The following is a 22,448-nucleotide window of genomic DNA, read 5'->3' as shown; positions in this document are numbered from 1 at the left end:
TCTCAGGCGCAAAGGCTCTTGCGGCCGCGGGCACGGCGGGCGTTCAGGATCTTGCGGCCGGCCTTGGTCGCCATGCGGGCACGGAAGCCGTGGCGCTTCTTGCGGACCAGGTTCGAAGGTTGGTAGGTGCGTTTCATCGCGCGTCGCTCCGTCGAGATGGACCCAAACCGCGTGCGGATTCGAAGGCCCCATGGTGTTCGAAGCCCGTCCTTTAGGGGCTTGACGCGGGCAAGTCAATTCTTCCCGCACGGGAAATGCTGCAATCTGGCGCCAGCATGCGACTGTGGCCCTCCGGTGGCCTTCCGTCCGACCCCGAGAGGGGGCGCTTTTCCTGTCACCGCCGATCAATGCGGCGTGAGCGGGCTGTGCAGACCGGTCGGGTCCGTCCATGTTCGCAAGGCGGATATCCACAGCGGACCCGGAGATGGCGAAGAACCTACCCGACATGAACATACCCGAGATGGCCCCGACAGGGCAGCAGAGGCCGACACGGCGCGGCCTTGCCCGCTACCTGCTTCTGGCAGCGATTGCCGCCGTCGCGCTGATTGGCGCCCTGACGCTGCATGACCGGCTGAGCTTCGAGGCGCTTGCGGCGCATCGCGAGGCGCTGATCGCGTTGCGGGACGCCAATTATGCCATGGCGGTGCTGGGCTTCATGCTGGCCTATGTGCTGATCGTCGCCTTCTCCCTGCCCGGGGCGACGGTGGCGACGCTGACTGGCGGCTTCCTGTTCGGTGTCTTTCCGGGCGTGTTCTTCAACGTCACGGCCGCCACGCTGGGTGCGCTTCTGATCTTTCTCGCGGCCCGCTGGGGGCTTGGCGACCGGCTCTCGGCCCGGCTCGATGCCGGCGAGGGACGGATCGCGGCCTTTCGCGAGGGGCTTCGCGAGAACGAGATCCCGGTATTGTTCCTGATCCGGCTGGTTCCGGCGGTGCCCTTCTTCGTGGCCAATCTGCTGCCCGCGATGGTGGGCGTGCGGGCCGGGCGCTTCGTCTTCACCACCTTTTTCGGCATCATGCCGGGCGCGCTGGTCTATACATGGGTCGGCGCGGGGCTGGGCGAGGTCTTTGCCCGGGGCGCGCGGCCCGATCTCGGCATCATCTTCGCGCCCTATTTTCTGGGGCCGCTTCTGGGGCTGGCGGCGCTGGCGGCCTTGCCGATCGCGATCCGTGTCGCGCGGCGGAAGGGGTAGGGCCATGGCGACGACGAAAACCGATCTCTGCATCATCGGTGCCGGTGCCGCCGGGCTGTCGCTGGCGGCGGGTGCGGTGCAGATGGGCGCGCGGGTCGTGCTGGTCGAGGGCCACAGGATGGGGGGCGATTGCCTGAATTACGGCTGCGTGCCCTCGAAGGCGCTGCTTGCGGCCGCGGCCCGGGCGCAGGCGATGCGCGAGGGCGGCTGCGGCATCGCCGGGATCGCGCCGCAGATCGATCATGCCGCGGTCATGGCCCATGTGCGGGGCGCGATTGCCGCCATCGCCCCGCATGACAGCGTCGAGCGGTTCGAGGGGCTCGGTGTGCGGGTGATCCGGGACTGGGGCCGATTCGTCTCTCCGCGCGAGCTTGAGGCGGGCGGCGAGACCATCCGGGCGCGCCGCTTCGTGATCGCGACGGGCTCGCGCCCGGCGGTGCCGCCGGTTCCGGGGCTCGACCGGGTGCCCTATCTCACCAACGAGACCCTGTTCGAGCTTGACGCACGGCCCGACCGGCTTCTGATCCTGGGCGGCGGCCCGATCGGAATGGAGATGGCCCAGGCCCATGCCCGGCTCGGGGTGCGGGTCGCGGTGATCGAGGCGAAGCGGGCGCTGGGCCGGGAGGATCCCGAGGCGGCGGCGCTGGTGCTCGCGCGGCTCGGGGCCGAGGGCGTCGAGCTCTTCGAGCGCACCGAGGTGCGGCGCGTGAGCGGCCGGGCGGGCGCGATCACGGTCGAGACCGGCGACGGCCTGCTCGAGGGCAGCCATCTTCTGGTCGCGACGGGCCGCCAGCCGGCGCTCGAGCGGCTCGACCTGGCTGCGGCCGGGGTCGAGGCCGATGCCGCCGGGGTGCGGGTCGATTCTGGCCTGCGCAGCACGAATCGGCGGATTTACGCCATTGGCGATGCGGCGGGGCAGGGGCAGTTCACCCATCTTGCGGGCTATCATGCCGGTCTGGTGATCCGGCCGATCCTGTTGGGCCTGCCCGCCCGGGTCCGCCGCGATCACATTCCCCGGGTGACCTATTCCGATCCCGAACTGGCGCAGATCGGTCCGACCGAGGCCGAGGCCCGCGCCGCGCATGGCGATGCAATCGAGGTCGTGCGTGCCGATTATGCGGGAAACGACCGTGCCGTGACCAGCGGGCGGACCGCAGGATTCGTCAAGGTCGTGCTGCGCCGGGGGCGTCCGGTCGGGGCAACCCTGGTGGGCGCCGAGGCCGGCGAACTGGTCGGTCCCTGGGCCCTGGCCATCGCCGGCGGTCAGCGGATGACTGCCCTGACCGGCATGATTGTGCCCTATCCGACACTGGGTGAGCTTAACAAGCGGGCGGCGGGCGCCTATTTTTCCCCCAAACTGTTCAAGAATCCCTGGGTCAAGCGGGGGGTGAGGGTGATTCAGCGCCTCTTGCCCTGAGCCAACCCCCCGGGGCCGGGGGCGACACGCATGTTCCTCAATTCCCTGTCCGGTCGGTTCCTGCTGCTGACGATCGTATTCGTCATGCTGGCGGAGGTGCTGATCTTCGTGCCCTCGGTGGCCCGGTTCCGTGTCGATTTCCTGCTGGCCCGGCTGGAACGCTCGCAGATCGCCTCGCTCGCGCTTCTGGCCAGCGATGGCATGATCGGCGACGAGCTGGAACGCGAGCTGCTGCAGAATGCCGGTGTCTACAATGTCGTTCTGCGGCGCGACCGGGCCCGCGAGCTGGTGCTGTCCTCGCCGATCCCCGAGCCGGTCTATCGCAGCTTCGATCTGCGGGATACCAACGTGCTGTCGCTGATACCCGACGCGCTGATCCGGCTCGCCGACCCGAAGACGCGCGTGATCCGAGTGATCGGCCAGCCGGTCCAGCGGGCGGGCCTCCTGATCGAGGTCACCATGAGCACGGCCGAGCTGCGCAAGGCCATGATCGATTACGGCCTGCGGATCCTTCTGCTCTCGGCAGTGATCTCGGTTCTCTCCGCGCTGCTGCTTTTCCTGTCCGCGCGGCGTCTGCTGGTGGTGCCGATCCGGCATGTGGTGCGGGCGATCAAGCTCTATGCCGAGGCCCCCGAGGATAATCGCCGGATCATCGAACCCTCGGCCCGGGTGGGCGAGCTTTACGAGGCCGAGACCGCGCTGCGGGCATTGCAGGAAGAGCTGACCGGCGCGCTGCGTCAGAAGGATCGCCTGGCCCAGCTTGGCGCGGCTGTCGCCAAGATCAGCCACGATCTTCGCAACATCCTGACGACGGCCCAGCTTTTCGCCGACCGGATGGAGGCAAGCGACGATCCGGCGGTCAGGCGTGCGGCGTCGAAAATCGTGGGCGCGATCAGCCGCGCCGTGCATCTGTGCGAATCGACTCTGGCCTTCGGCCGGGCGCAGGAACCGCCGCCGCGGCTGGAGCGGGTGGCGCTGGCGCCCATTGTCAACGAGGTCGTGGATGGCGAGAGGCTGGCGGCGGGCGAGTACGATATCAGCTTTTCCGAGGATGTGCCGGCCGGGCTGACCTTGCGTGCGGATGTCGAGCAGCTGATGCGGGTGCTGACCAATCTGGTGCGCAATGCGCGCCAGGCCATCCTGGCCTCGGGCAAGCCCGGCGAGATCGGCATCCATGCCGACGAGACCGAACAGGATTGGGTGATCCAGGTGACCGATACCGGGCCCGGTCTGCCGCCGAAGGCGCGCGAGCATCTGTTCCAGCCCTTCCATGGCGGCACGCGCAAGGACGGCACCGGCCTCGGGCTCGCGATTTCGATGGAGCTGATCCGCGGCCATGGCGGTGCGCTGGAGCTTCGCCGCAGCGATGCCGACGGCACTGCCTTCGAGATCCGTCTGCCGAAAGCCGCCGCCGTGCTTCCGGGCGAGGGCGAGGCCCCGCTCTGAGCCGGTTTCGCGGAGTGCGAAAAAACTGTGCCGAAATGCTCGGTTTGCCCCTTGCGTTGCCCTGCGGGGGGCGTTACATCCCCAACCCACGCGCTGGTAGCTCAGTTGGATAGAGTACTTGACTACGAATCAAGGGGTCGGGGGTTCGAATCCTCCCCAGCGCGCCACTTCCAAGATATCCAACTGATAACTCACGGCTTTTTCGGAAATGTTGCAACTTGCGTGGCATGCGTTTCAACGTTCTGTTCCTGTTCTTCCCTCATGACAGCCCGTCGCCGACTCGCCTGGCGGGTGTAGTGCTCGGCTTCCTTGAGGGTCTGATGGCCAAGCCAGGACATTATCTGGTGCGCCGATGCGCCTGCCTCGGCGAGGGCGACGCCGCGCGTCTTGCGAAGCCCGTGGGCGCTTTTCTCGACCCCGGCTTCCGCCGCTGCGGCCCGGATCATGTTGCCAAGGCCCTTTTCGGATCTCGGAGCGCCCGCCGCCGTCGCAAGGAAGGTCATGTGGCGTGAACCGAGCGCGGCCAGCGCGTCGTGCATCGCGGCCCGGTCCCCGGCATAGCATTCGGCATAGGTGGGCAGTCTGGCCGTCCAGGGCACGAAGGCGGGCTGCTTCACCTTGCTTTGCGTGTAGATCAGTACCCCGGCGCGATCCACATGGCCCGGGCCGATCATCACGGCATCGCCGATCCGAAATCCGGTCCAGTGCAGCAGCTCGAAGGCGGCGCGCTTGCTGGTGCCGATGGGCCACCGGGTCCGGAAGGCGTCAATATCGGCAGCAGTCCACGCCGGGTGCCCGATTGTCTTGGGGGCACGGGGCAGCGTCACGGTGAGCGACGGGTCGGTCTCCAGGAGGCCCGCATCCACTCCGAACGCACAGAGGAACCGCCAGGCCTTGCGCCTGTCGACCGGGCTCTCGGCCGTCGCGACATTCGCGCGGATATGGCGATCCCGGAGGCCCTTGGCCGGTGCCTCGCCTCCGTCTCGGCGGATGGCCTCGAAATGGCGGCGCAGGGTTGCCCGGTAGACGGCGCTGCGCGACAGGAACCGGTCAGAGTGCACCGTCGCCTCGATCAGCGCCCCCAAGGTGCCGGGCGGCAGGCGCAGGGGTCGCGTCGCGGCCTCGGCGGCCTTTCTCGCCGCGGCATAAGCGGCAAGAAAATCGGGATGGTCGTGCGGCAGGTCAGGGAGCCGAACCAGCTTCTGCCCCTTCTTTCGGAAATACCAATCGGTGCGGTTGCCGCGCCGAACCGGCATGAGGTTCGTCAGGGTCACCGTGGTCCCCCGAATGCCGCGTCGCATTGTGCCTCGTCCCCGTCGATCTCCTCGAAGGATACGGGCAGGCGGGACGGACCGGCAAGGATCCTGATCGTGCCCCGGGTGATCTCGATATCGGCCCCGGCGGCGCGCGCCACATTGACGGCCCGGCGGAGCTCGGCTTCAGTGAAACGCGGCGCACCCATTACACCGCCTTCCACAATGCGTTGGGGCCTGCGGTGTCTTCGTAGAGAGCATCGGCCGGGGTTACCTCGGCATGGAACCGGCCGAAGCTGCGGGTGAAGGTCTCAGACGGCATCATGGGCCTCCTGCTCTTGCCGGGATGCGGCTAGGTGGGGACAATTGGCGGCGATGATCGCGGCGGCGACGGGCGGGCAGACCGAGTTGCCGCAGCAGCTGATCTGCACATCCTTGGAAAACGGGCGGAAGGTGGGCTCGTCGCTGTCGAGCCCCTCCCAGGCGCCCTCGATCACGTAGTCGGGCGGGAAGCCTTGGGCATTGAACAGCTCGCGCGGGCTCAGCATCCGCATGCCGATATCGATCACGACGAAGCTCTGCCCGTCGATCTCGAGCGTGACGAAGGCGCCGCCGTCCCAGGCGCCATGGGCGCGCAGGAACTCGGCCACCTCGCGCGCCCGGGTCTCGTGTTCCGGGGCGAAGGGCGGCGCGGCCAGATCGGCCTGCATGTGCCCCATGCGGTCCTTGACCGTCACCGTGTGGCAGGGCCCGTCCATCCGGGCACCGTCGCCGGTGCCGTAGTATTTCGCGAACCATGCCGCGACCGGCGTCTGGTGGCTGCCGCTGGCGGCCACCGTCGACAGGGGCGCGCGCGGGTCATGCCCGGAATGGGCGGCCATGCGCGGCCCGCCGTTCTGCTGCGCGAGGAAGGCCGCCACCGGGTAGTGCTTCACGCCACCCGCAACCACGGTATTCAGCGGCGCGCCGATGTCGAGCGCGCGCGGCGCCTGCCCGGGCCGTTCGCCGTTGCCGACATGGATCATGGTCGCGGCCAGCAGGCTGTTCTGGTCCTTCTTCGAGGCGCAGATCGTGTGGTGCGGATCTTCGGCCGAGCGGTTGCCGCCGCCCTGCTGGGCGTAGGTCAGGACCGGCGCGATCACGGCGCTGTGGCCGCCACCGGCCAGCACGGTCGGGTGCGGCGCCGAGACGGCACCATCGCGGCGGGCCGAGCCCTTGAGGCTCAGCAGATACGGCGTGACGATGCCCAGCGGCATCGCGCCGCCCGGCCGCTTGATCCAGCTGTTCGCGGTGACGGTCGGCATCGGGTCGCGCAGATCGGCGCCCGTGGCCCCGCCATTGAAGCGGGTCAGGCTTGGCGCGAGTGTCGCCATCGTAATGCAGGCGTCCGCCTTTGCCGTGACAGTCGCGAACGGCTCGTCTCCTCCGCGAGGGCGGCTCTGCCCGGCCCGTCCGCCGCAGCCCACGACCGATGGCACCACCAGTGCCTTTTCGCCCCGGTTCGCGCCGGTGATCGTGCGCAGCGGCTGAGCCAGATCCTCGGTCCGGGCGCCGTGGGTCAGGTTCACGATGAAGGGCCGCTCGGCCTCCAGCACATAGCGGCGCATGCCCCGGGCAATCCGGGCGAGCGTGTTCTTCGCCAGCGGGCGCACCGCGCGCAGGCCGTGCCGGGCCATGATCTCGGCCGAGCTGTCGAAGATCGACGGACAGGGCAGCGACCAGTCGATGCAGTCGGCGGCGCTGCGCCACGGCAGCAGCTTGCCCTTGCGGACCGCCGGGCTGGCCGGATCGCCATGCGTCGGCGCGGGCCAGACGATGGGCCGACCGTCCCGCCGCGCGACACAGAACCAACGCTTGCGGATCGTGGGCGCGCCGTAGTCGCAGGCCCGCAGCTCGCGCCATTTGACCTTGTAGCCCGCCTTGCGCAGCCGCTTGACCCAGAGCTCATAGGTCATGCCCGCAAACTCGCGGATCGGCCGCCCGTCCTCGCCGACCGGCCCCCAGGTCACGAACTCCTTGACATTCTCCATGCAGATCACGTCGGGGCGGGCCTCCTCGGCCCATCTGACGACGACCCAGGCGAGATCGCGGATGTTGCGGTCGCAGGGCGCCGCGCCCTTGGCCTTCGAGAAATGCTTGCAGTCCGGGCTGGCCCAGAGCAGCCCGACGTGGCGCCCGCCGGTCACGCTCAGCGGGTCCGCGTCCCAGATGTTGCTGTTGAGATGCAGGGTCTCGGGGTGGTTGGCCTGATGCAGGGCCAGCGCCGGGCCGCTGTGGTTGATCGCGACGTCCGGGCTGCGGCCGAGCGCCATTTCGATCCCGGTCGAGGCCCCGCCGCCGCCCGCGAAGCTGTCGATGATCATCGGACGGGGATCGGCCGGGCGCTCGGCCGCGAAGTCGAACAGAAGAGACGAACCGTCAGCCATGGCTCAGCCCATCCCCAGCGCGTCTTTGTACATCTCGAGGACGGCTTCCTCTTCGGCGATATCGTCCTTGTCGCGCTTGCGCAGCGCGATCAGCTTGCGCATCACGCCGGTGTCGTAGCCGCGGGCCTTGGCCTCGGCCATCACCTCCTTCTGCTGGTCCGCAAGGTCCTTCTTCTCGCCCTCCAGGCGCTCGAAGCGCTCGATGAATTGGCGCAGTTCGCCTGCGGTGACGCGGTAGGTCGCGTCGGTTTCGGCTTCTTCGCTCATATCGTCTGTTCCTCTCGTTCGCGCAGGCGGTCCTCGGCCCACGAAATCCAGTCGGTGTCGTTGCCATAGAGCCGCCGCCAGCGGCTCGGGGCCTGTTGCAGGGCGAGCTTCGAGCCATCGAGCAGGCCCTGGTGGTGGCCCTCGCAGAGCGGGATCGCCATGCAGTCGGGAGCGCGGCGCGTGCTGAACCGGCCATGGATGCAGTGATGCGCCTGCGTGGGTGAAAGCTGCGGCAGGCCCCATTCGGCGCAGATGCAGCAGGGCAGTGCGCGGATGCGGGCGAGATGGGCCGGGTCATCCGGCACGCGCGGCGCCTTGAGCCCGAGCGGGCCGCGGGCGGACAGATCGGTCATGCCGCGCGTCCCATGACCCACGGATCGAAGCCCATCTGCTGGGCGAACCGCATCTGCGCGAGCCGGAAATAGGCGGCGAACTCGCTTTCGCCCATCTTGTCGAAAGCGGTCGACTGGACGCGCACTTCATCCCGCCCGGTCAGCGGGTTGTGATATACATCGACATAGCCGCAGAGGCGCTTGAGGTCGTCGTGCAGATGTCGCGTCGTCGGCCACCCCACGCCGCAAATTTCCGGGGACGCCGCCTGATGCCGCGCCCCCGGCCCCCCCAAATCCAAAGGAGACCCGAGCATGGGTTATCTGATTGCGACAGTGATCCTCGTTCAGGCTGCGCAGGCTGTAGCAGTTGTGCGTTTGGCCCGGAAGACGACCGCGCTGTCCAGAGAGCAGGACAGCGACAGTCTGGTAGCGCGGATCAATACAGCGCTCGATATGGGTTACCGTATTCGCTGACCCGCGCCTTCCGGCCGAGGTGGATCGGGGTCTGGCCTATTTGACGCGTGTGCTGCGGTCGCTGCACGCCGCGCCGGCCGAGCGTGAGGCGGCGGCGATGATCGCGGCCCAGCTTTCCCGGCCTGGCGATCCGGTGCGCACCATGGCCCGCGTCGGCGCGCTGCTGACCCCGTATTTCGACAGGGAGACGCCGCGGGCGCTGCGCGAGATCGAGATGGAGGATTGGGCCGACGCTCTGGCCGATTTTCCCGATTGGGCCATCGAGCGGGCGGCGAAATGGTGGAAGTCCGCGGACAACCCGCAGCGCCGCAAGCGGCCCCTCGAGGGTGACATCGCGGAGCGCTGCCGCATCGAAATGCGGGCCGTCCGCGCGACCAGGGTCCGGGCGCGCAGCGGGTGGGCCGGGACCGAGGCCCCCGAGGACCGCGAGCGGTGCAGCCCCGAGGCCGCGGCCCGGGCCATGCGGGCCGCCGGTTTCAGCCCGGCGGAAGCCTTCACCGGACCGAAGCGGTTCGGCGGGGCCGAAACGGGCCAATCCGCAACCGATGAGCAGAGGGGAGCCGCCTGATGGCCGGATCTGTCAACAAGGTGATCCTGATCGGCCATCTGGGGCGCGACCCCGAGGTGCGCACCTTCCAGAGCGGCGGCAAGGTCTGCAACCTGCGGATCGCCACCTCCGAGACCTGGAAGGACCGCAACACCGGCGAGCGGCGCGAGCGGACCGAATGGCACTCGGTCTCGATCTGGGCCGAGGGCTTGGTCCGGCTCGCCGAGCAATACCTGCGCAAGGGCTCCAAGGTCTATGTCGAGGGCAAGCTCGAAACCCGCAAGTGGCAGGACCAGACGGGGCAGGACCGTTACACGACCGAAATCGCCGTGCGCCCGTTCGCCGGGGAAATCGCGTTCCTGGATCGCCGGGAGAGCGGAGGAGGCGACAGGGGCGGCTCGGGGGCAGGAGGCCATGGCTACGGCCAAGGTCCGTCAGGCGGCCCCGCGGGCGGATATGGCGGCCCCGATCTCGACGACGAAATCCCCTTCTGAGAGCAGGCCGATGAGCATTCACGAGATCAAGGGCAAAGGCGTGAACCGGGCGCGGGTGGTCTGTGATGGCTGCGGGCGCGAGGAGGTCGTGACCTGCAACTACCTGCATCGGCCCGGCCGGGTCTGGGTGTCGGATGCGGGGCAGATAAACCGGAAAATGATCGGGCAAGGCTGGGCCGAGGTGAAGGGCAAGCTCCACTGCCCGGCCTGCGAAGCGAAACGAAAGGCGACAGGCATGACGAAGACGACGACGGTTCCGGCCGCGAAACCCGCCGAGGGGCTGCGCCAGCCCTCCCGGGAACAGCGCCGCGAGATCGTGGATATGCTGCGGGAGGTCTATGACCCCGAGGCGGAACGCTACCGGCAGAACGACACCGATGCGACGGTTGCCGATGTGCTGGGTGTGATGCCCGGCTGGGTAGCCGAGATCCGGGAGGCCTTCTTCGGTCCCGATGGGGGCAACGAAGGCATCGAGGCCGCGACCGAGAGGCTGGTCGCTCTCGAGCACGAGATCCGTGCGATTTCGGATCTGGCCGGAAAGCAGCAGGAGGCCGCGTCGAAAAAGCTGGCCGAGGTCTCGGCGATGCGCGCGGAGCTGGGGCGGATCAGGGACGCCGTTGGGCCCCGCGCCCTCCGGGCCGCCGGTGTGAGGTAAGGGACAGGATATGGGCAAGGGCAGCAAGACCCGCGCGCGGGCAGTGAAACTGGCGAAGAAGGCCGAGCTGGCGGGCGTGCCGGGGTTGGCGCCGGTAACGCGGCGCCGGGCGGATGGGCGCAAGGCGTCCAGCAACTATGACCAGACAGCCGCCGACCTGGCGCTGAAAACCCGGTGTCGGCAGATGGGGTGGAAACCGAACGCGGCGAACATGCGGAAGGCCCGGGGGCCGAGCCTTGAATGTGAGGCGGGCCGGGTGCTGCATATGCTCTGCACGCCTGACGAAGCGGAACGGCTGTGGTCCGTCTTCGGCGGGCTATGCCGGGCGCAGGCGGTCTATATGCGGCGGTATCTGGGGGCCAGGAGGCACGCGAAGACGGCTCGCCTCGAAACCATGTGCGAACGGTTCGAGGTCACGGGCGACGAGGACCTGGACACGCGGACAGAGGACGAGAAGGCCGACGCTGCGGTCAATAACTGGATGGCGTGGCAGGGCTGCATCGGGAACCTGGAAAGCGCGCAGCAGCGGGCGATCTGGGGCGCGCTGTGGGAGGACTTCGTGCTGTTCGACACCGCCCCGACCGTGGCCGGGCGCGCCTATGCGCAGGCGCTGCGCGAGCTGGCCGATGTGGTCGAGCGACGGCAATAGGGGCAGGTGCCCCTATAGGCCGGCCGCCTTCCTCAACGCTTCATCAATCCGAGTTTGCCAGCCGGGGCCACCGGCTTTGAAATGTTCCAAGACTTCGGGGCTGAGCCGGATAGTCGTGCTAACCTTCGTCCGGGCCGCTTTCGGGCGGCCCCGCTGCGGCTTTGCCTTGGCGAATTTGGCCCGCCATTCCGGCGTGGACAGGTCGGGCAGATCGTCATCGAAGTTCGGGGGCATAGGCTTTCTGTTCTCGGGCATTGGCTTTCCTCATGCTGATGATGCGGCGGGCGGCGCCGCGTTGCGTCCATGCGAGCAAGACCATACGGCCGGACAGGTATCCGATTGTGATATAGCGAACCTCGCCATAGTCGAAACGGTCGTCCTCAACCGTCAGGGTATCGCCCTCGAACACTTTGGCGGCATCGGCCATGTCGAGGCCTCTCTGGTCGAGGGTGATCTGGCGCTTGTTGGGGTCAAACTCGATTTCCATGAATTAACGTTACCACAAAAATATGGCCGCGCAATAGTGTAGTAACAAGAAATAACGTCATCGTATGGGCTTGACGTTCCGCGCGAAAAAAGGGACATTGGCATCATCGTCAGGGGTTTGCGGAAACGCGAGCCCCTGTTTTCGTTTCAGGCCGACGCCTCGACCTTCAAGGTCAGCCCAAGCGCCTTCGTCACGCCGAGGATAGTAGACAGCCTCGGGTTTCCCTTCTCACCCAAGGCGCGGTGCAGCGCCTCCCGGGTGATCCCGGCGGCCTCGGCCGTGTCCTTGATCCCGCGCGCCCTGGCGACGATCCCGATGGCGTGCTTGATGTAGGCGGCGTCACCCGTCTCGAAGGCGTCGGAGAGCAGCATCGCTTGCGCTTCCGGCGTGTCGAGATATTCGGCCGCGTCGAAGCGCGTGGTTTCGATAGGCATGGTTGCTTCCTAAATTTCCTTGGCCATGGTCTTGGCCTTTTCGATGTCCCTGCGCTGGGAGCCTTTGTCGCCTCCGCAGAGCAGGATGATGATCGTCTCGCCCTGCTGGACGAAGTAGACGCGGTATCCCGGGCCGTAGGTGATCCGAAGTTCACCAATGCCGTCGAAGAACTTGGCGTCGCCCATGAGGCCAGCTTCAAGCCGGGCGATCCTGATCGCGATGCGGGCTTGCGCCGTGCGGTCTTTCAGCTTGCGAAGCCATTTCGAGAACTCGGCGGACTGGTGAATTTCGTAACTCATGAGTGAAATATAAGTCACTAAGCCAGATCGATCAAGCGAAAAGTGACCTAAAGATCACGCGGGCACTCCCCTATAGCTCGCCCGTTTGTCCCCCTCATTCCGAAGGGCGAGCTGGCCAGTCCCTGCGCGGGGCTGGCCTCCGCGATCATCGGGCGGTCCGCGCCGCTGCAAACATAGGGGACCAGCCGTGTCCGATACCGTTCGCCTCTCCGTCAGGATCTCGTTGCCCCGGTGGCGGTTGGCGGTGGCCATCGTGGCCGCCCGCATCTTCGCGGCATCTCCGACGCAGATCCCGGCCCGTTGGGTCCAGGGCGTCGGGGGCTGGGTCGCGCGCGGGTTTCGGGTGGAGCGATCTCGCGGCAAACCCCGGCTGCTGGTCGGGGGCTGGCAAGCGACGGGGGATGGATCACCGCCCCAGTCACTGCCGAAAGGCGCGAAATCGGCGGTTGTGCGACCGAAGGAATGACGGAGGCGAAAATGGCGCTCACGGCGAAACAGCGGCGTTTCGTCGAGGAGTACCTCGTCGACCTGAACGCGACACAGGCAGCGATCCGGGCAGGCTACAGTGAGAAGACCGCGCGGCAGACCGGGGCGGAGAACCTGACAAAACCTGTCATTGCCGCGGCTATTGCCGAGGCGCAGGCGCAGCGGTCGGAGCGCACCCAGCTTGACGCAGATTGGATGCTACGGCGGCTGGCGGCCGAGGTGACAGCGGACCTTGCCGACATTCTGGACGAGGCCGGAGCGATCAGGCCCGTGAAGGACTGGCCCCTGATCTGGCGGCAAGGGCTTGTGTCCGGGCTCGACGTGAACGAGACGCTGGTCGAGGGCGAGAAGGTCGGCCAGACGGTCAAGATCAAGTTGTCCGAGCGGATCAAGCGGCTTGAGCTGATCGGCAAGCACGTCAGCGTGCAGGCGTTCCGCGACCAGGTGAACACGACCGGCGCGATCAGTCTGACGGTCAACCAGGAAGACGCCGAGTTGTGAGCGGCATCGGGCACAACGGCGGCCCGCCCATCGCAAAGCTCACGCCGAAGCAGCGAGAGGCGAACCGGCTGCTGGCGGGACCGGCGCGGAACATCATGCTCCGGGGCGGATCGCGTTCGGGGAAAACCTTCATCCTGGTGCGGGCCATCATCCAGCGGGCCCTCAACGCGCCCGGCTCCCGGCATGTGATCTTCCGGTTCCGGTTCAACCACGCCAAGACCTCGGTATGGTCGGACACCCTGCCGAAGGTGCTGAAGCTCTGCTTTCCGGCTCTGCTGGTCCGGTTCGACAAGACCGACTTCTACGTCGAGCTGCCGAACGGGTCGCAGGTCTGGATCGCGGGCCTGGATGACAAGGAACGGGTCGAGAAGATCCTCGGGCAGGAATATGCCACGCTCTATTTCAACGAGAGCAGCCAGATCCCATGGGGCTCGGTCGAAATGGCCATGTCCCGGCTCGCTCAGAAATGCGCGCTGGCGCCGGAGATCGCGGCGGCAACCGGCCGGGCGTTCCTGACGCTCAAGGCGTATTTCGACTGCAACCCGCCGTCCAAGCTGCATTGGAGCTACCAACTGTTCCGGGCGAAGGTGAAGCCCGGCACGAAAGAGGCCCTTCCCAAACCCGGCGACTATGCCGAAATGCGGGTCAACCCGGCCGACAATGCAGACAACCTGCCGCCCGAGTATTTCGAGGTGCTGGCCTCGATGTCGGCGGCCAAGCGGCTCCGGTTCGAGGCGGGCGAGTGGGCCAGCGACGTGAACGGGGCGCTCTGGGCGCTGGAAGACCGCAAGTCCCCGGACGGCAAGACCATGCCGGGGCTCGACAGCCTTCGGGTGGCAGCCGCCCCCGAGCTACGCCGGATCGTGATCGCGGTGGACCCTTCGGGCACGCGTGGCGACGGCGGCGGCGACAATATCGGGATCATTGCCGCCGGGGTCAGCTTCGACGGTCAAGGCTATGTTCTGCAGGACGGCACTTGCAATCTGTCGCCTGAAGGGTGGGGCCGCCGGGCCGTCGATCTCTATCACCGGCACAGGGCCGACCGGATCGTCGGAGAGCGGAATTTCGGCGGGGACATGGTGCGGTTCACCGTGTCGACCGCGGACAAGGACGCGAGCTTCAAAGAGGTTTCCGCCAGCCGGGGCAAGGTCGTCCGGGCCGAGCCGATAAGCGCGCTCTACGAACAGGGCCGCGTCCACCATGTCGGGGACTTCCCCGATCTCGAAGACCAGCTCTGCAACTTCACGGCCTCGGGCTTCATCGGTGAGGGATCGCCCGACCGGGCCGACGCGCTGGTCTGGGCGCTGACCGAGCTGATGCTGGGACCGAACCATACGAAAGTGACCTGGTAATGAGTGACCGCACGCTTCTCGGGCCGAACGGCGCGCCGCTGGCCCATGCTGTCCGTGCGAACACGGGCAGCGCGCTCGTGTCCCGCAAGATCCTCGCGGGCCGTGCGGGGCAGAGCTTCAACGGCGCGCGCGATCTCTACGAGACGCTCGGCTATCCGCTGAGCCTCACGCCAGAGGACTACGTTGACGCCTATCTGCGGCAGGACATTGCCTCCCGGATCGTGGACGCCTAGCCGCGTGATCCACATCGCGGAGCGGGCGCTCGAAGACGAGAGCATCGGCACGCCGCGCCTGGAACGGGTCTGGAACAGGCTCATGGATCTGGACAAGCTGCTGGGCGGCTCGGCCGAGATGTATTGGCAGAACGTCGCTATGCTGATGCACCTCAAGGCCGATCTGGAAGTGCAGTGGGACCCCGACGAGGCGGAAGCCCTCAAGGCGCAGGTCGAGGAAATGCAGCATGGCCTGCGCCGCTGGTTGCGGACGCGCGGGGTCGACGCGAGCAACATCGCCCCGGGCCTGCAAGGCGCCGACCCGGCCAACCACATCGACAAGCAGATCGACATGATCGCCGGGGCCACGGGCATTCCCAAGCGCATCCTGATCGGCAGCGAGGCGGGCGAGCTGGCATCCAGCCAGGACGAGAACAATTTCGTGGGCCGGGTCGAGGAGCGCCGCGAGCAGTACGCCGGGCCGAGCATCGCCATGCCATTCCTGACGCGCTGCACGGAATTGGGCATCCTGCCGCCCGGGGCGGACGGCATCGCATGGCCCGAGAACGACACGCTGGGCGAGGTCGCGCGGGCCGAAATTGCCGAGAAGAACGCGCAGGCCATCGCGACCTATGCCAACGCGCCGGGGGCGGAGCTGATCGTTTCGCCCGCCGAATTCCGCGAGACGCTGGGTTACAAGGCCGCGCAGCCCAAGGTGGCCGAGGATGACGACCTTGGGGCCGAAGGCGTGATCCAGTTCAACGCGGCGCGCCATGTGTGAGGCCTGCCTGAAGGTCAACGCCGCCCACCGATACGATCCGACGCGCACCACAACCCTGCGCCGCCAGTTCGAAGCAGCCACCGCCCGGCGGTTTCGCAAGCTCGCGGCCAAGATCCGGGAGGAAGTGGACCGGCAGGACGGGTTCGGGCTCAAGACCAACCGCGGCCGCTTCGACCAGCCCCGTTCGGACCAGAAGGTCGCGGCCTTCATGGACTGGCTGCAGCAGCAGCAGGACGCGGGGATCTTGGAGATCCGCCGTGGCGAGCGCCTGGACAGCGCGGGCAATCGTTCATGGGCGTCTCTCTACGTGCGCAACGCCTACCAGAAGGGGATCGCGCAGGCGGCATCCCGTATGCGCGCGCAGGGCGCCACGGTAGCGCCGGAATGGGTCGAGAAGGCATTCACCCGTCCGTTCCATGTGGACCGCGTGGCGCTGGCCTACACGCGCGCCTACAGCGACTTGCGCGGCATCACCGACGCGATGGATCAGCAGATCAGCCGCACGCTGGCCGAGGGACTGAGCCAGGGGCTCGGGCCGCGCGAGATCAGCCGGGCGCTGACCGACCGGGTGCACAAGATCGGGATCACCCGTGCCCGCATGATGGCACGGACGGAAGTCATCCGGGCGCATGCCGATGCCAGCCTGAACGCCTACCAGGAAGCCGGGGTCGCAGGGGTAGCGCTCGAGGCAGAGTTCGCGACGGCCAAGGACAATGCCGTCTGCCCGCAATGCGAGGCGCTGGCCCGCGGCGGCCCCTATACCCTGGACGAGGCCCGGGGCCTTATCCCGGTGCATCCGAATTGCCGGTGCGCATGGGTTCCGATTGTGCCGCGCACCCGGCACGGGGAAACCAGCGCGGCAGCGCAGGCGGCGGCTCAAGGGCGCCCGATGACGGCCGCGCAAGCCATGCAGGCCATGCCTGTCGCACGGGCGAACAGCCACAACGCATTTGACGGCGCCCCGGAACCGGCGCTGCGGGTGATCCAGAAAACCCCGGACCTGACGAGCATGGTGAGGGGAAAGCCGGGCGCCTACATGGACCACGAAGGCCGCATGTCCATGGGCAAGCATACACCGGGAACGGTGGCCTATAAGAGGGTTTTCCGGCACGAGTTCGGGCACCACATCGACCGGAACCTTGGCGACGGGCAGCGGTTTGCATCGTTCGCCGCAGTCGACGAGCTGGCCGCGGATAACAAGGCCCTGGAAACAGCCCGCAGCGGAATGTTCAGGAATGACCGCGCGGGGAGTACCGCGCTGCGAAAGGCTATCGCGAAGAACGAGACCGCTGCGGAACAAGAGTTCCGACGGGTCATCCTCGCGGCGGACGCGGGCGGATATGTGACCGATGCCAAGCGCATCCTGGATGAAATGACCCCGCTGGGGGAGGATGGCGTAAAGGCCCTTTATGGGGTCAATGAGATCCGGCCCACGGACGCGATCGCGTTTGGCGCGGCTTGGAACCGGAAGGACGTTTATCAACTGCTCCATGATCTGCCGAACCGCTTCGGGCGCCGTGTGCTGCACGATAGCCCTCTGGCGGGGATGCAGGACGTTTTCGAAGCCGGAACGGCGGGCAAGATCCGCATCGCTTTCGGCCACGGAGAGGGATATTATAAGACGAGGCTGGCCTATGATCGTTACATAGGCGCAAGGGCGTGCGCGGCCTCGCGATCCGCCGCAACAAGGCCCGCCAGCTCTGCCATGAGGGGCTCGACGGCGTGCCGGCCGGGGCGCCGTTCCGCTGGTCGGGCGCATGAGGGCGCTCCTCCTGGTGCTGCTGATGGCAGGCTGCGGCGGGCTGCCGGTCCCGCTCGGGCCGCAGGTCGCGGCCAATGTCCAGGCCGGGGCCGAGAACGTGCAAGGGCAGAAGGTCGAGAACGCGCCTTCCATCGTTCGGCCCCGCGCCCGCGAGATCCGCCAGGAGCAATCCGAGAACCGCCTCCGCGCCGACCGCGTCGACACCGTCATCGTCAATGTCATCCCGCCCTGGATCGTGCTGGTCGCGCTGATCGGCTGGATCGCGCCCTCGCCAGGCGAGATCGGGCGGCGGATCGGCGAGGCGGTCACGCGCCGCCGGGCCTGAGAGTTTCCTCCGCTTTCGGGCGGGGGCAAGGCGGTGCGCCAACACCGCCTCACCACGCAGACAGGCGCCACCAGAACCTGCGTTGAAGCTCTGGTGAACAAGTGCGAGCTATCCTGCAGTAAAAATCACAGGAGCTAGAAATGGAAAATATATCGCGTAACTACTCTTCCGGAAGCATTATCTGAGATTCAATTGACGGGGGCTCGGGGGATGTTGCGTTGCTGGAATTGCTATTCGATATTTTCTCTTCGCCGGCACCGCTGATAAGCTTCTCTGCGCCGAGATTTTCCGCCATTCGAGACGCCACGGAGGCAACGACGTCGCGCAAGAAATCTTCGTCAAAACCAGACCCTGAAACTGCAAAGAAATTAGATTCACAAATAACTTTAACAATATGCCGCGCGTTGAAAGTGTCATCTCTAGAGAGGCCGGAGATCGATCCAACGGAGATGGCGTGAGGGGATATGCCGTTCTGATTGAAGGCGCCATTAGCGGCAGTCATGCAGAAATGACGATTTCTTTCGTGATTTGCGACAAATAGTGGAAGATCTTGGTGGTCGTACTGGGCGACAACCTTCTGCAAAGTTCTTTCCATATCAAGCACAAGGCCCTGCATTGCGGAGATGCTGCCGGAAACTCTATTGCTCTCAATAACTCTGCGCGTCCAGTTTTCTACAAATTCGGACGCAAAGTAAATTATATTTAAGATTAAAAAAATTGAGGCAAGCCCGCCAACGCTGAACAGTTTTCTGATTGCTCGAAGCGCAAACCTGAAGGGTGCGAGGGCGGAATTTAGGGTCTTTTCCAGAGCTGATAATCTTTCGTCGTTTTCCATTTTTTTGTTCCGAAATTGAAAGTGCGCGTGGGACGTGGCGTCGCTTTTGGTGTTCGCTTTCTGTGTGCTGGTGTATAATCGGCGCAACGCGCCATATGTGATGTTTGGAGGGGTGAGTGTGCGACTATTAATATATTGTTTTTTTTACATCTTTATTGCTCCCTGTGTCGCTTCAGCCGATGTGGATGTTACATTGGCACACAAGTGGCTTGTGGAGAATGAAAACTTGACGGGGCGATTCGTCGAGAGGTATGAAAGCGGTGAGGTGCAGAGGGGGGTTTTCTATATTTCGCGCCCCGGGCGGATACGCCTTGAGTATGATATTCCCAAGGATGTGGTGATAGTTTGTGATGGGCGAACTTTGGCTGTATTCGACCCGAAGAACAACGAGGGGCCAACTTTTTCTGATTACGAAAGTTCACCCTTTCAGCCACTCCTCAGCGGACCTTTGGGGATTGCGGGAAACGACGCCATTTCAGGCGCATCGCGCAGGGACAGGGAGACGTATATTTTTGCAAGGCCGAGCGGCGCCTACCGAGGGAAGGTTGCATTAGTATTTAATAATCAACCCGTCTTCCTTAAGGGGTGGATTTTAACCGGTTCTGGAAGTGGGCGTGTTTCGGTGGAGATCAACTCTACAACAAGGATGGACAAAATACCTAATAGCCTCTTCCGTATAAGCTCCCCTTATCAGAAGAGATGACGTTTAATTTCTGTAGATTTAGTATGACTGCATGCGCTTTTCCGCTGTCAAGGGGGCACCTCACTGCACGAGCAGTTGGTGGCCGATCTCTCGTATCCGCATGATCTTCTGCTTGGTAGTGTTCGGGCGCCTTGATGCTGTTTTGGGGCGTGCCGCAGGTGCGGGCATCAGGGCCGTTCACGGCAGTTCCCACACATCGATCAGGACCTCGGCGCCGTCCTAGGTACGGTTCCTGTGGCAGCGGGTGGCAGGGGATGATCAGACATGGGCAGCGCCAAGGGCGCGCCGCAAAGACTGCGCAAAGAAACTGAGACACCGAAATCACATGAGACAGGATAAAATGCGGTGTAAATAGCGGCTATATCAAGAACATCGTGCATGGCACTGTCTTCGGGAATCAATGGCCTCCAGAAAGTGAGGCCGAGGACCATGCCCTCGTGACGCTGCGTGCTGCGGACGACTGTCCCATCATTGACCGGCACTTCGTCTTCATCGTGACGGGCCCGCCCGCCGACACGACAGTGTCAATCGAACGCTCCGGAAACCCTTTGTGGACTTTTGTCCTCGATGCGTTACTTTGGAGACAAAGGAGGCGCGCGATGCTGCAACCCGTGGAGTTTCAGGAAAGCCCTGCGCCAGGCGTAGGCTATTCCCCCGAAGAGACCGCCGCCCTTCAGCGTGCGGTGCTTAACCTGATGGAGCGCTGGGGCGTCCGCGATGAGGATGCAGCCACGCTGCTTGGGGGCCTGTCGGTCAAGACCTACCGGCGATGGCGCGCGGGCGATTACGGCCGCGTCGGCCGCGATCTGGCGGACCGCATGTCGAACCTTCTGGGGATCCACAAGGCGCTGCGGATCCTGTTTCAGGAGCCTGCCCGCGGATACGCTTGGGTGACCAAGCCGAACGAAGCTTTCGGCGGCCGGTCTCCGCTCGACGTGATGCGGCAAGGCGGCATGGACGACCTCCAGCGCGTCCGGGCCTATCTCGACAGCGCGCGGGGCGGGTGGTGACCTTCCCCACGGCGCGCGTCGCCTGGGCACAGACTTATCGCCTGGTCCTGTCCCATTTCCCGCCCATCGACCTTTATGACGACATCGCCGATCCGCGCGACTGGGAACTGATCTCTGCGGCGGTGCAGCGGACCAATCCGCGCCTTGCGGAAAGCCATGGCGATCTGTCGCTGGTGCCTGCGCACCGGCGCCGGGGCGGCGAGGGCATGTCCTGGGTGATGGCGCCCTTCGTGCATGTCTCGAAGGACCGGCCGACGCGGTTTTCCGACGGTTCCTATGGCGTCTATTACGCGGGCGACACGCTGGAAACGGCGCTACGCGAGCACTGCTATCACATGGCGCGCGTCTATGCCGACAGCCACGAGGCGGAGGGCTGGGTCTCCGAGGTCCGCGAGTTGGTCGGCGCGGTCGATGCCGATCTGGTTGACCTGCGCGGCGGCGGGGCAGAGGCCTATCTCGATCCGGATCCGGCAAGCTACGCCGCACCGCAAGCGCTCGCGGCGGAGTTACGCGCGCAGGCTGCGAACGGGATCGTCTATCCCAGCGTCCGCAACCCCGAGGGCGCCTGCATCGGCGCGTTCTGGCCTGATGTGGTCGAGCCGCCGCGCCAGGCCGATCATTACCGCTATCACTGGGACGGCCGACAGATCGACTATGTCCGCCGGATCAGCGGCGACCGCGCGATCTTCGATCTGACGCAAGGGTGATGGACAACGGACGGTTGGAACCTCTGGCCGGGCGGGAGCCGGGTTCGGGGGTCGTCTGAAAAGCGTCAGCAAGCACGAGACCGGGCATCGGACGTTCGTGCTGGGCGGAGCAACCGCCTGGATGGGGCCTGCCGCATGGTCTTTGATGCTCCGGACCTGCGTTGCATCCGCCACCTCAACCGATTGATTTCATTGGTCGCCGGTTTCGGGGGCGTTGCAACGCAAGGCGCTGAGGAGGCGCGGAAAATACGACCCTCCCCAGCGCGCCACTTCCAAGATGTAAGATGCCAAGCAAAACCGACTTTCGTGTCACATTGCTGACCCAGCAGGCGGAACTTACAGAACACGGAGTGGCGTTGCCCAGTTGAGCTCGCGATCGTAAGGTAAGGGCATTCCTGCCTTTGCCTGATCCCGGAAGTCTCGTTTGGCCAAGAGCCTCCCTGCCATCCCCGGAACTACCTTTCCTAAGTTGCCGCTGACTGTGCGGCATGATGCGTTCGAGCGGGCATCGTCCTTATTGTCCCGACTCGCGGCGAGGGGCGGCGCAAGCTCCATGCAAAGATTCTGCGGCGACATCGCCTTTCCGATCGATCCCCTGTTCCGCGGGGAGAAGGTCGCGATAGGGCAATTGGCGCAGCTGGCTGGATGCGACGTGGTTGCGTTGGAGCGGGTGTCTGTCCGCCACCTCGGAAAAGGGCATTTCCGACTGCGAGACGAATTTGCCTCCCTCCAGAGCTTTCAACGCTTGCGGGTCCGGGTCTGACCGTGACCGCATCCGCAAGCTGAATGCGGGCGACCTGCGCGGCGCCTGCGACGAGCTTCCGCGCTGGCGCTTTGCGGGCGGCAAGGGCGTGCGCGGCCTCGCGATCCGCCGCAACAAGGCCCGCCAGCTCTGCCATGAGGGGCTCGACGGCGTGCCGGCCGGGGCGCCGTTCCGCTGGTCGGGCGCATGAGGGCGCTCCTCCTCGTGCTGCTGCTGCTGCTGCTGGCAGGCTGCGGCGGGCTGCCGGTGCCGCTCGGGCCGCAGGTCGCCGCCAATGTCCAGGCCGGGGCCGAGAACGTCCAGGGCCAGAAGGTCGAGAATGCCCCTTCCATCGTGCGGCCGCGCGCCCGCGAGATCCGCCAGGAGCAATCCGAGAACCGCCTCCGCGCCGAGCGCGTCGAGACAGTCATCGTCAACGTCATCCCGCCCTGGATCGTCCTGGTCGCCCTGATCGGATGGATCGCCCCCTCGCCAGGCGAGATCGGGCGGCGGATCGGCGAGGCGGTCACACGCCGCCGGGCCTGAGAGTTCCGCTGTCAGTATGTCCTGCGGTTTCGACGGATCGCCGCGAACTACGGGCTTGTGCAGTCCGCAGCCGAGAAGCGGGATCTGGTGGCGCTGACCGGGCGCCTGTGTGG

Annotated in this window: 30 protein-coding genes, 1 tRNA gene and 1 pseudogene; 20 read left to right on the top strand and 12 right to left on the bottom strand. The window is 65.9% G+C overall.

Annotated features, from left to right (window positions below):
• Window positions 1-2 precede the first annotated feature (2 nt).
• Window positions 3-137 (bottom strand): 50S ribosomal protein L34, encoded by a 135-nt coding sequence (rpmH, locus tag B5V46_RS15990; RefSeq protein ID WP_042456712.1) that lies wholly within the window; start codon window positions 135-137, stop codon window positions 3-5.
• 323 nt (window positions 138-460) lie between these two features.
• Here rpmH and B5V46_RS15985 point away from each other — a divergent pair, with 323 nt between their 5' ends.
• The 4 genes from B5V46_RS15985 (at window position 461) to B5V46_RS15970 (ending at window position 4,222) form a co-directional block, all read left to right on the top strand.
• Complete coding sequence (locus B5V46_RS15985) at window positions 461-1,192, top strand: TVP38/TMEM64 family protein (RefSeq protein ID WP_080618087.1); 732 nt, start codon at window positions 461-463, stop codon at window positions 1,190-1,192.
• Between the two features lie 4 nt (window positions 1,193-1,196).
• Complete coding sequence (locus B5V46_RS15980; protein ID WP_080617518.1) at window positions 1,197-2,609, top strand: NAD(P)/FAD-dependent oxidoreductase; 1,413 nt, start codon at window positions 1,197-1,199, stop codon at window positions 2,607-2,609.
• Window positions 2,610-2,639: 30 nt separating this feature from the next.
• Window positions 2,640-4,055 (top strand): sensor histidine kinase, encoded by a 1,416-nt coding sequence (locus B5V46_RS15975; protein ID WP_080617517.1) that lies wholly within the window; start codon window positions 2,640-2,642, stop codon window positions 4,053-4,055.
• Window positions 4,056-4,145: 90 nt separating this feature from the next.
• Window positions 4,146-4,222, top strand: a tRNA-Arg gene (locus B5V46_RS15970).
• A 24-nt stretch (window positions 4,223-4,246) separates the two neighbouring features.
• On the opposite strand, the gene B5V46_RS15965 is transcribed toward B5V46_RS15970, so the two are convergent.
• From B5V46_RS15965 to B5V46_RS15940, 6 genes are all read right to left on the bottom strand, one after another.
• Window positions 4,247-5,329, bottom strand: coding sequence for a tyrosine-type recombinase/integrase (locus B5V46_RS15965; protein WP_231119152.1), 1,083 nt, complete (start codon window positions 5,327-5,329; stop codon window positions 4,247-4,249).
• Entirely contained in the window at window positions 5,326-5,517 is a 192-nt protein-coding gene (locus tag B5V46_RS15960) for a hypothetical protein (RefSeq protein ID WP_042456697.1), read from the bottom strand. The genes B5V46_RS15965 and B5V46_RS15960 overlap by 4 nt, the downstream gene beginning before the upstream one ends.
• Before the next feature lie 102 nt (window positions 5,518-5,619).
• A complete protein-coding gene (locus tag B5V46_RS15955) occupies window positions 5,620-7,734 on the bottom strand; it encodes a DNA cytosine methyltransferase (protein WP_080617515.1) in 2,115 nt (704 codons plus the stop codon).
• 3 nt (window positions 7,735-7,737) lie between these two features.
• Window positions 7,738-8,001 (bottom strand): DUF2312 domain-containing protein, encoded by a 264-nt coding sequence (locus B5V46_RS15950; protein ID WP_080617514.1) that lies wholly within the window; start codon window positions 7,999-8,001, stop codon window positions 7,738-7,740.
• Window positions 7,998-8,354 (bottom strand): hypothetical protein, encoded by a 357-nt coding sequence (locus tag B5V46_RS15945; RefSeq protein WP_080617513.1) that lies wholly within the window; start codon window positions 8,352-8,354, stop codon window positions 7,998-8,000. Before B5V46_RS15945 ends, B5V46_RS15950 begins: the two co-directional genes overlap by 4 nt.
• Window positions 8,351-8,647, bottom strand: coding sequence for a hypothetical protein (locus B5V46_RS15940; protein WP_155774100.1), 297 nt, complete (start codon window positions 8,645-8,647; stop codon window positions 8,351-8,353). The genes B5V46_RS15945 and B5V46_RS15940 overlap by 4 nt, the downstream gene beginning before the upstream one ends.
• On the opposite strand from B5V46_RS15940, the gene B5V46_RS19945 reads away from it, so the two are divergent.
• Genes B5V46_RS19945 through B5V46_RS15920 form a run of 5 tightly spaced genes read left to right on the top strand, consistent with a single transcriptional unit; the run spans window position 8,646 to window position 11,152 of the window.
• Window positions 8,646-8,807 (top strand): hypothetical protein, encoded by a 162-nt coding sequence (locus B5V46_RS19945; RefSeq protein ID WP_155774099.1) that lies wholly within the window; start codon window positions 8,646-8,648, stop codon window positions 8,805-8,807. The genes B5V46_RS15940 and B5V46_RS19945 overlap by 2 nt on opposite strands.
• Before the next feature lie 19 nt (window positions 8,808-8,826).
• Window positions 8,827-9,375: a hypothetical protein gene (locus B5V46_RS15935; RefSeq protein ID WP_080617511.1), complete on the top strand. Its 549-nt coding sequence runs from the start codon at window positions 8,827-8,829 to the stop codon at window positions 9,373-9,375.
• The gene (ssb, locus tag B5V46_RS15930) at window positions 9,375-9,848 is read left to right on the top strand and encodes a single-stranded DNA-binding protein (RefSeq protein ID WP_080617510.1); all 474 of its coding nucleotides are present in this window, start codon (window positions 9,375-9,377) and stop codon (window positions 9,846-9,848) included. Before B5V46_RS15935 ends, ssb begins: the two co-directional genes overlap by 1 nt.
• Window positions 9,849-9,858: 10 nt before the next feature.
• Complete coding sequence (locus tag B5V46_RS15925; protein WP_080617509.1) at window positions 9,859-10,503, top strand: hypothetical protein; 645 nt, start codon at window positions 9,859-9,861, stop codon at window positions 10,501-10,503.
• Between the two features lie 10 nt (window positions 10,504-10,513).
• Window positions 10,514-11,152, top strand: coding sequence for a hypothetical protein (locus B5V46_RS15920; RefSeq protein ID WP_080617508.1), 639 nt, complete (start codon window positions 10,514-10,516; stop codon window positions 11,150-11,152).
• A gap of 12 nt (window positions 11,153-11,164) precedes the next feature.
• Here B5V46_RS15920 and B5V46_RS15915 read toward each other — a convergent pair whose 3' ends face one another.
• From B5V46_RS15915 to B5V46_RS15900, 4 genes are all read right to left on the bottom strand, one after another.
• Entirely contained in the window at window positions 11,165-11,386 is a 222-nt protein-coding gene (locus B5V46_RS15915) for a BrnA antitoxin family protein (protein ID WP_155774098.1), read from the bottom strand.
• A complete protein-coding gene (locus tag B5V46_RS15910; RefSeq protein WP_080617506.1) occupies window positions 11,367-11,639 on the bottom strand; it encodes a BrnT family toxin in 273 nt (90 codons plus the stop codon). The genes B5V46_RS15915 and B5V46_RS15910 overlap by 20 nt, the downstream gene beginning before the upstream one ends.
• 146 nt (window positions 11,640-11,785) lie before the next feature.
• A complete protein-coding gene (locus B5V46_RS15905; protein WP_080617505.1) occupies window positions 11,786-12,073 on the bottom strand; it encodes an addiction module antidote protein in 288 nt (95 codons plus the stop codon).
• A 9-nt stretch (window positions 12,074-12,082) separates the two neighbouring features.
• A complete protein-coding gene (locus tag B5V46_RS15900) occupies window positions 12,083-12,373 on the bottom strand; it encodes a type II toxin-antitoxin system RelE/ParE family toxin (protein WP_080617504.1) in 291 nt (96 codons plus the stop codon).
• 477 nt (window positions 12,374-12,850) lie between these two features.
• Between B5V46_RS15900 and B5V46_RS15895 the strand changes: the two genes are divergently transcribed.
• The 6 genes and pseudogenes from B5V46_RS15895 to B5V46_RS20905 all read left to right on the top strand — a co-directional run bounded on the left by B5V46_RS15895 (window position 12,851) and on the right by B5V46_RS20905 (window position 17,792).
• Window positions 12,851-13,360 (top strand): terminase small subunit, encoded by a 510-nt coding sequence (locus tag B5V46_RS15895; protein WP_060836213.1) that lies wholly within the window; start codon window positions 12,851-12,853, stop codon window positions 13,358-13,360.
• A gap of 95 nt (window positions 13,361-13,455) precedes the next feature.
• Window positions 13,456-14,712: a phage terminase large subunit gene (locus B5V46_RS15890; RefSeq protein ID WP_196774272.1), complete on the top strand. Its 1,257-nt coding sequence runs from the start codon at window positions 13,456-13,458 to the stop codon at window positions 14,710-14,712.
• Entirely contained in the window at window positions 14,712-14,945 is a 234-nt protein-coding gene (locus B5V46_RS15885) for a hypothetical protein (RefSeq protein WP_080617503.1), read from the top strand. Before B5V46_RS15890 ends, B5V46_RS15885 begins: the two co-directional genes overlap by 1 nt.
• Before the next feature lie 4 nt (window positions 14,946-14,949).
• The gene (locus B5V46_RS15880; protein ID WP_196774271.1) at window positions 14,950-15,705 is read left to right on the top strand and encodes an anti-CBASS protein Acb1 family protein; all 756 of its coding nucleotides are present in this window, start codon (window positions 14,950-14,952) and stop codon (window positions 15,703-15,705) included.
• Window positions 15,698-16,519: pseudogene (locus B5V46_RS20910) on the top strand (minor capsid protein); the annotation flags it as partial. The gene B5V46_RS15880 and the pseudogene B5V46_RS20910, both read left to right, overlap by 8 nt.
• 943 nt (window positions 16,520-17,462) lie before the next feature.
• Window positions 17,463-17,792, top strand: coding sequence for a bacteriophage spanin2 family protein (locus tag B5V46_RS20905; RefSeq protein ID WP_369822843.1), 330 nt, complete (start codon window positions 17,463-17,465; stop codon window positions 17,790-17,792).
• A gap of 160 nt (window positions 17,793-17,952) precedes the next feature.
• Here the strand turns inward: B5V46_RS20905 and B5V46_RS19940 are convergent, their stop codons facing one another.
• Window positions 17,953-18,627: a hypothetical protein gene (locus B5V46_RS19940; protein WP_155774097.1), complete on the bottom strand. Its 675-nt coding sequence runs from the start codon at window positions 18,625-18,627 to the stop codon at window positions 17,953-17,955.
• Between the two features lie 34 nt (window positions 18,628-18,661).
• On the opposite strand from B5V46_RS19940, the gene B5V46_RS15870 reads away from it, so the two are divergent.
• The 5 genes from B5V46_RS15870 to B5V46_RS15855 all read left to right on the top strand — a co-directional run bounded on the left by B5V46_RS15870 (window position 18,662) and on the right by B5V46_RS15855 (window position 22,335).
• On the top strand, window positions 18,662-19,330 hold the full coding sequence (locus B5V46_RS15870; protein ID WP_080617500.1) for an outer membrane lipoprotein carrier protein LolA: 669 nt from the start codon (window positions 18,662-18,664) through the stop codon (window positions 19,328-19,330).
• Between the two features lie 599 nt (window positions 19,331-19,929).
• Window positions 19,930-20,340, top strand: a complete 411-nt coding sequence (locus B5V46_RS19935; RefSeq protein WP_155774095.1) for an MbcA/ParS/Xre antitoxin family protein — start codon at window positions 19,930-19,932, stop codon at window positions 20,338-20,340.
• Window positions 20,337-21,047 (top strand): RES family NAD+ phosphorylase, encoded by a 711-nt coding sequence (locus B5V46_RS15865; RefSeq protein WP_155774094.1) that lies wholly within the window; start codon window positions 20,337-20,339, stop codon window positions 21,045-21,047. Before B5V46_RS19935 ends, B5V46_RS15865 begins: the two co-directional genes overlap by 4 nt.
• A 719-nt stretch (window positions 21,048-21,766) precedes the next feature.
• The gene (locus B5V46_RS19930; protein ID WP_231119151.1) at window positions 21,767-22,000 is read left to right on the top strand and encodes a glycoside hydrolase family protein; all 234 of its coding nucleotides are present in this window, start codon (window positions 21,767-21,769) and stop codon (window positions 21,998-22,000) included.
• Window positions 21,997-22,335 carry a bacteriophage spanin2 family protein gene (locus B5V46_RS15855; protein WP_080617498.1) on the top strand — a complete coding sequence of 113 codons (339 nt, stop codon included), beginning with the start codon at window positions 21,997-21,999 and terminating at the stop codon, window positions 22,333-22,335. Before B5V46_RS19930 ends, B5V46_RS15855 begins: the two co-directional genes overlap by 4 nt.
• The last annotated feature ends 113 nt before the right edge of the window (window positions 22,336-22,448 follow it).

The sequence above is a fragment of the Rhodovulum sp. MB263 genome (assembly GCF_002073975.1).
Lineage (GTDB): Bacteria > Pseudomonadota > Alphaproteobacteria > Rhodobacterales > Rhodobacteraceae > Rhodovulum.
This window is presented reverse-complemented; position numbering and strand designations above follow the sequence as displayed.

What these genes read in the sequence shown, in the direction of transcription:
- B5V46_RS15975 (WP_080617517.1), top strand. Translation starts at nt 2,640, where the DNA reads ATGTTCCTCAATTCCCTGTCCGGTCGGTTCCTGCTGCTGACGATCGTA.
- B5V46_RS15915 (WP_155774098.1), bottom strand. Translation starts at nt 11,386, where the DNA reads ATGCCCCCGAACTTCGATGACGATCTGCCCGACCTGTCCACGCCGGAA.
- B5V46_RS15980 (WP_080617518.1), top strand. Translation starts at nt 1,197, where the DNA reads ATGGCGACGACGAAAACCGATCTCTGCATCATCGGTGCCGGTGCCGCC.
- B5V46_RS15890 (WP_196774272.1), top strand. Translation starts at nt 13,456, where the DNA reads ATGCTCCGGGGCGGATCGCGTTCGGGGAAAACCTTCATCCTGGTGCGG.
- B5V46_RS19945 (WP_155774099.1), top strand. Translation starts at nt 8,646, where the DNA reads ATGGGTTATCTGATTGCGACAGTGATCCTCGTTCAGGCTGCGCAGGCT.
- rpmH (WP_042456712.1), bottom strand. Translation starts at nt 137, where the DNA reads ATGAAACGCACCTACCAACCTTCGAACCTGGTCCGCAAGAAGCGCCAC.
- B5V46_RS15925 (WP_080617509.1), top strand. Translation starts at nt 9,859, where the DNA reads ATGAGCATTCACGAGATCAAGGGCAAAGGCGTGAACCGGGCGCGGGTG.
- B5V46_RS15960 (WP_042456697.1), bottom strand. Translation starts at nt 5,517, where the DNA reads ATGGGTGCGCCGCGTTTCACTGAAGCCGAGCTCCGCCGGGCCGTCAAT.
- B5V46_RS15985 (WP_080618087.1), top strand. Translation starts at nt 461, where the DNA reads ATGGCCCCGACAGGGCAGCAGAGGCCGACACGGCGCGGCCTTGCCCGC.
- B5V46_RS20905 (WP_369822843.1), top strand. Translation starts at nt 17,463, where the DNA reads ATGAGGGCGCTCCTCCTGGTGCTGCTGATGGCAGGCTGCGGCGGGCTG.
- B5V46_RS15885 (WP_080617503.1), top strand. Translation starts at nt 14,712, where the DNA reads ATGAGTGACCGCACGCTTCTCGGGCCGAACGGCGCGCCGCTGGCCCAT.
- B5V46_RS15905 (WP_080617505.1), bottom strand. Translation starts at nt 12,073, where the DNA reads ATGCCTATCGAAACCACGCGCTTCGACGCGGCCGAATATCTCGACACG.
- ssb (WP_080617510.1), top strand. Translation starts at nt 9,375, where the DNA reads ATGGCCGGATCTGTCAACAAGGTGATCCTGATCGGCCATCTGGGGCGC.
- B5V46_RS19940 (WP_155774097.1), bottom strand. Translation starts at nt 18,627, where the DNA reads ATGGAAAACGACGAAAGATTATCAGCTCTGGAAAAGACCCTAAATTCC.
- B5V46_RS15855 (WP_080617498.1), top strand. Translation starts at nt 21,997, where the DNA reads ATGAGGGCGCTCCTCCTCGTGCTGCTGCTGCTGCTGCTGGCAGGCTGC.
- B5V46_RS15920 (WP_080617508.1), top strand. Translation starts at nt 10,514, where the DNA reads ATGGGCAAGGGCAGCAAGACCCGCGCGCGGGCAGTGAAACTGGCGAAG.
- B5V46_RS15950 (WP_080617514.1), bottom strand. Translation starts at nt 8,001, where the DNA reads ATGAGCGAAGAAGCCGAAACCGACGCGACCTACCGCGTCACCGCAGGC.
- B5V46_RS15940 (WP_155774100.1), bottom strand. Translation starts at nt 8,647, where the DNA reads ATGCTCGGGTCTCCTTTGGATTTGGGGGGGCCGGGGGCGCGGCATCAG.
- B5V46_RS15895 (WP_060836213.1), top strand. Translation starts at nt 12,851, where the DNA reads ATGGCGCTCACGGCGAAACAGCGGCGTTTCGTCGAGGAGTACCTCGTC.
- B5V46_RS15900 (WP_080617504.1), bottom strand. Translation starts at nt 12,373, where the DNA reads ATGAGTTACGAAATTCACCAGTCCGCCGAGTTCTCGAAATGGCTTCGC.
- B5V46_RS15955 (WP_080617515.1), bottom strand. Translation starts at nt 7,734, where the DNA reads ATGGCTGACGGTTCGTCTCTTCTGTTCGACTTCGCGGCCGAGCGCCCG.
- B5V46_RS15945 (WP_080617513.1), bottom strand. Translation starts at nt 8,354, where the DNA reads ATGACCGATCTGTCCGCCCGCGGCCCGCTCGGGCTCAAGGCGCCGCGC.
- B5V46_RS19935 (WP_155774095.1), top strand. Translation starts at nt 19,930, where the DNA reads ATGCTGCAACCCGTGGAGTTTCAGGAAAGCCCTGCGCCAGGCGTAGGC.
- B5V46_RS15910 (WP_080617506.1), bottom strand. Translation starts at nt 11,639, where the DNA reads ATGGAAATCGAGTTTGACCCCAACAAGCGCCAGATCACCCTCGACCAG.